The sequence below is a fragment of the Mesorhizobium sp. M7D.F.Ca.US.004.03.1.1 genome (genome assembly GCF_003998635.1).
Lineage (GTDB): Bacteria > Pseudomonadota > Alphaproteobacteria > Rhizobiales > Rhizobiaceae > Mesorhizobium > Mesorhizobium loti.
This window is the reverse complement of the sequence record NZ_RZQG01000413.1, coordinates 1-5,180: the sequence shown is the minus strand read 5'-3', so window position 1 is coordinate 5,180 and position 5,180 is coordinate 1. Positions and strand designations below refer to the sequence as shown.

Genomic DNA, 5,180 nt, shown 5'->3' with positions numbered 1-5,180 from the left:
ACGCCTACAAGAGCATTGCCGGTTTCGACATTTCGGGCAATCCGGGGCTGACCGCCACGCTCTACAATGTCGGCAATCCGGAGCAGCGCGCCTATGCGCTGAAGGCGGAGAACGACAGGCGCCGGGCCGCAGGCGAGCCGGTAAAGCTGCCCGAGGAGAATTACTACGGCTGGCTGGTCAACGACAAGCTGCCGGAGCTGAAGGCGCTGTTCTAGGGTCTTCGCCCTGTATTCCTAGCTGTCGCCGCTCAGGCCGCCAGCAACGACTTCAGCTTGACCGCCTGCGAACCGAGCGCTTCCGGCGCCGGCTTGGCCCGCTTGCCGATCAGCATTTCGGCCAGCCTGATGTCGCGGGCGACCGCATTGCCGGGGCCGATGCCGCTGGCCGCCACCAGCCTGCCGTCTTCGGCCAGATGGAACAAGATGAAGGCACCATCGCCGAGATCGCGGCGCACGGTGCTGCGACCTTCGTCGGACAGCCCGGCGATCTGCAGGCTCAGGCCGTATTGATCCGACCAGAACCACGGCACCGCCGCATGCGCCTCGCCGGCGCCCAGCATATTCCTGGCTGCCAGCGCGCCCTGTTCCTGGGCGTTGCGCCAGGCTTCCAGCCGCACGCGGCGGCCGCCATAGACGGCGAGCGGAAACGAACAGCAATCGCCGGCGGCAAGGATGTCGGGATCGCTGCTGCGCAGCTCGGCATCGACAGCGACGCCATTGTCGATCGCCAGGCCGGCTTCGGCCGCAAGCCCGGTCACCGGCACGGCGCCGATGCCGATGACGGCCAGATCAGCTGATATCTCCTGTCCGCCGACAAGTGTGATCCGCACCTCGTTGCCATCGTCGGCGATGGACGCGATGCCGTCGCCGCACAGGATGTCGACGCCCTCGGCGACGTGCGCATCATGGATGATCTGGGCGATCTCGGCCGGCACGCCGCGCATCAGGATGCGGGGCTGCGCCTCGATGACGATGACCGCGGCGCCGAGCTTGCGTGCCGCGGCAGCGAGTTCGAGACCGATGAAGCCGCCGCCGATGACGGCGATACGGTTGCCGGCGGTGAGATGCGCGCGAATGGCGAGCGCGTCAGTGAAGGTTCTGAGATAGACGCAGCGCGGACCCAGCCCCGGCATCGGCAGCTTGCGCGGCGTCGAACCGGTTGCCAACAGGAGCTTGTCGTAGGGCAGGGCCGAACCGTCCGACAGGCTCACCGCATGCGCCGCACGGTCGATCGCGACGGCCTGAACGGAATGGATATGCCGGATCGACTTCTCGGCCAGAATTGCGTCGCTGGCGATCGCCTTGATTTCAGGCGCTTCGCTGACCATCGCCTCCTTGGACAGCGGCGGGCGCTCGTAGGGCAGATGCGGCTCATCGCCGACCAGCGTCACCGGCCCGTCATAGCCCAGCTCACGCAGCGCCAATGCTGCCCGCCCACCGCATTCGCCGGCGCCGATGATGACCATTCCCCGCGCCATGTCAGTCATCCGATCTGGATCAGGACTTTGCCAGCATCAACCTTGACCGGATAGGTTTTCAGGTTGACGCAGACCGGCGCGCCGCGGGCGTCACCCGTCTTGTAGTTGAAGCGGCCATTGTGCTTGGGGCATTCGATGATGTCGTCCATCACCAGCCCGTCGGCCAGATGCACCTTTTCGTGCGTGCACAGGCCGTCGGTAGCGAAGAACTCATCGTCGGGGCTGCGATAGATGGCGAAGGTGCGGCCGCCATGGTCGAAGCGCATCACGTCCTCCTCGTCGATGTCGCCGGTGGCACAGGCCTCGACCCAGTCGCTCATTGATTCCTCCACAAAAATCGGGCCTCCCCGGGAAGTCGGATAATCGCACGATCATTCCGCCGCAGCGGCGACGGCGTTGTCGTGGAATTCCCCGCGATAAGGCCTGGCGGTCGGTGGCAGCTCGCGCTTGAGGAAATAGTCCTCGTTGCGCAGCTGGCGCAGGAAGGCCGGGATCATCTCGCGGTAGCCGGCCAGGATCGACGGTGTCGGCGCCGGCAGGTCGTGCTTGATCAGTTCGTGCAGCTTCGGCAGCGCATGATACGGCACCATCGGGAACATGTGATGCTCGACATGGTAGTTCATGTTCCAGTAGATGAAGCGGCTGATCGGATTCATGTAGACGGTGCGGCTGTTCAGCCGGTGGTCGGTGACGTTGTCGGCCAGGCCGCCATGCTGCAGCAGCCCGACCATGACGTGATGCCAGGCGCCATAGAGCCTGGGCAGGCCGACCAGCATCAGGGGCAGGAACGAACCGGAATACAGCGCCAGCGCGATGGTGGCGGCGTAGATCGCCGTCCAGATGCGGGCGATGCGGATCGCCTTGGGCTGCTCCTGTTCGGGAATGAAGGTCTTTTCCGCCGCGCTGATGTTGCCGGCGGCGTTGCGCAGCATGTCTGATATCGCATGCCAGGCGTCGAGCACGCCGACGAAGCCCAGCATGGCGCGAACCAGGTCCGGCGGCCGCATGACGGAGATTTCCGGGTCGCGGCCGACGATGATGGTGTCGGTGTGGTGACGCGTGTGGCTCCAGCGCCAGGTCACCGGATTGCGCATGATCATGAAGCAGGCGATCTGATAGACCGCATCATTCATCCATTGCGTCCGGAAGGCGGTGCCATGACCGCATTCATGCCAGCGTGAATCGGTGGAGGAGCCGTAAAGGACGCCATAGACGAAGAAGAACGGCACGCACCACCAGCTACCCCAGAACCAGGCGCCGCCGGCGCCGCTGACGATCAGGGCGGCAAACCAGATGATGGTATCGCGGATCGCCGGCCCGTCGGAGCGCTGCATCAGCTCCTTCATCTGCTTGCGGGACACATCGGTGTGATACCATTCGGCCGCCGACAGGCCGGTCTCGACGGCGAGCTTCGCGTCGCGGCCGGTCAGGCTGTAGTCCCGCCGGGACGGTGTTGCGGTCATGATTGCCTCCCACGGCAAACGGCGCTCGCCATAGCGAATGCCAGCCACTCATTGGCTTCGAGGCTGAAAATAGCGCTAGCCCATGATAGACTCAACATCACAAAGATAGTTTCTATCATTTCCTATCAGAATGATGTAGAAAGCCTCAGGCAATCCAATGAGGCAAGCATGGCGAAACGGCCGACCATTACTGACCTGGCGCGCATCTCCGGCGTCAGTGTTGCCACAGTGGACCGCGTGCTCAACAGCCGCCTGCCGGTGCGCGAGGAAACGGCGCGCCGCGTTTACGAGGCGGCGACCGAGATCGGCTATCACGCCGCCGGCCTGATCAAGCAGCGGATGCGCCATGAATTGCCCGAGTACCGGCTCGGCTTCCTGCTGCTCAAGGGCAATTATGTCTTCTACAGCGAGTTCGCCCGCGAGCTTGAACTTGCCGTGTCGCGATCGCCACGTTTCCGCGGCGTTGCCACAATCGACTTTGCGGATTCGCTGACCCCCGATGAAATCGTCGAGCGCGCGCGCAGACTGGCGGCCAAATGCAGGGCCGTCGCTTTGGTCGGGCCGGATCACCCGACGTTGACGGTCGCCGTCGAGGAGATGAAGGCCAAAGGGTTGCCGGTGTTTTCCCTGCTGTCCGACTTCGCCGCCGGCATCCGCGAGGGCTATGTCGGCCTCGACAACCGCAAGGTCGGCCGCAGCGCGGCCTGGATGATCTCGAAGGCGGCGAAACGGCCGGGCAAGATTGCCCTTTTTGTCGGCAGCCACCGTTTTCACGGCCACGAACTGCGCGAAATCGGCTTTCGCTCCTTCTTTCGCGAACAGGCGCCGGAATTCACCTTACTCGAGACATTGGTCAATCTGGAAGCCAACGAGATCACGCAGGACACGCTGCTCGATCTCCTTGGCCGCCACCCTGATCTGGTTGGCTGCTATGTCGCCGGCGGCGGCATGGAAGGCGCGGTCGCAGCGCTCAGGCAGGCAAAGCCGGCCGAGATGCCGGCGGTCATCTGCAACGAGATCAACGCGACATCGCGTTCCGCCCTAGCGGATGGCATCCTGACGATGGTGATCTCGACGCCGTTGGCCGCCCTGTGCCGCGAACTGGTCGACCTTATGGCGCACGCCATCGAAACGGGTGCGGCCAACGCGCCCGGCCAGACCTTCCTGCCGTTCGACATCTATCTGCCTGAGAATATCTAGGCTCTCGAGCTTCGAATTCGACCGTAGTGCCATTGACGATGCTGCGAGGGCCTCGGCTGATCGCCGGCGGCAAGCGCGCATCGTCCGAAAATCGCGCATCGGATTTTGGAATCTCCCTTGACGCCTCACGGCAAAATGGAATAAATATTTCACCAACTGTGTATTTTGGTTCTTTCGTTCCGGCGCATCTGGTTCAAACAGAGGGTCTGGCGTTCCAGCAAACGGCAAGGCGCCCCCGGGACAGAAACGACATCAGGGAGAGATTCCCCGGGGAGATCGGGGATTCCGGATAAATCGGTGAAACCGGACACCAGCATGTGGAGGAGAGAGACAATGAAGAAACTGATTTTGGGCGTCGCTTTCGCGGCGCTGATGAGTTCATCCGCCATGGCCGCCAAGGTTGGCGTGTCGATGGCCAAATTCGACGACAACTTCCTGACCGTGCTGCGTAACGGCATGATCGAGCAGGCCAAGGGCATGAGCGGCGTCGAGCTGCAGGTCGAGGACGCGCAGAACGACGTCGCCAAGCAGCTCGACCAGATCAAGAACTTCGCCGCCTCGGGCGTCGACGCCATCATCGTCAACCCGGTCGACACTTCGGCCACGCAGGCGATGTCGGATGCCGCGGCGGCCGCCAAGATCCCGCTGGTCTATGTCAACCGTGAGCCGGTCAATGTCGACACGCTGCCGGCCAACCAGGCCTTCGTCGCTTCGAACGAAGCTGATTCCGGCACGCTCGAGACCAAGGAAGTCTGCCGCCTGTTCACGGAAGCCGGCAAGAAGGAAGCCAATGTCTATGTGATCATGGGCGAGCTTTCCAACCAGGCCGCCGTGCAGCGCACCAAGGATATCGAAGAGGTGATCGCCACGCCGGATTGCAGCTTCATCAAGATCATCGACAAGCAGACGTCGAACTGGAACCGCGACGAGGCCCAGAACCTGATGACCAACTGGCTGTCGACCGGCAAGAAGTTCGATGGCGTGATCGCCAACAATGACGAAAGCGCCATCGGCGCCATCCAGGCGATGAAGGCCGCCAA

Annotated in this window: 6 protein-coding genes; 3 read left to right on the top strand and 3 right to left on the bottom strand. The window is 63.1% G+C overall.

The window, feature by feature from the left end:
- Positions 1-215 (top strand): DUF1402 family protein (locus tag EN935_RS21405; protein ID WP_127373585.1); only part of this gene is annotated, 215 nt, incomplete at its 5' end.
- Between the two features lie 32 nt (positions 216-247).
- Here EN935_RS21405 and EN935_RS21400 read toward each other — a convergent pair.
- Genes EN935_RS21400 through EN935_RS21390 form a run of 3 tightly spaced genes read right to left on the bottom strand, consistent with a single transcriptional unit; the run spans position 248 to position 2,940 of the window.
- Positions 248-1,486 (bottom strand): FAD-dependent oxidoreductase, encoded by a 1,239-nt coding sequence (locus EN935_RS21400; protein WP_164757619.1) that lies wholly within the window; start codon positions 1,484-1,486, stop codon positions 248-250.
- On the bottom strand, positions 1,483-1,797 hold the full coding sequence (locus EN935_RS21395) for a MocE family 2Fe-2S type ferredoxin (protein ID WP_027161041.1): 315 nt from the start codon (positions 1,795-1,797) through the stop codon (positions 1,483-1,485). The genes EN935_RS21400 and EN935_RS21395 overlap by 4 nt, the downstream gene beginning before the upstream one ends.
- A 51-nt stretch (positions 1,798-1,848) precedes the next feature.
- Entirely contained in the window at positions 1,849-2,940 is a 1,092-nt protein-coding gene (locus tag EN935_RS21390) for a fatty acid desaturase family protein (protein WP_109667721.1), read from the bottom strand.
- A 168-nt stretch (positions 2,941-3,108) separates the two neighbouring features.
- Between EN935_RS21390 and EN935_RS21385 the strand changes: the two genes are divergently transcribed.
- Positions 3,109-4,140 carry a LacI family DNA-binding transcriptional regulator gene (locus EN935_RS21385; protein WP_127263264.1) on the top strand — a complete coding sequence of 344 codons (1,032 nt, stop codon included), beginning with the start codon at positions 3,109-3,111 and terminating at the stop codon, positions 4,138-4,140.
- A 333-nt stretch (positions 4,141-4,473) separates the two neighbouring features.
- Positions 4,474-5,180, top strand: a 707-nt coding sequence (locus EN935_RS21380) for a substrate-binding domain-containing protein (RefSeq protein WP_164771245.1), incomplete at its 3' end; no start/stop codon positions are given.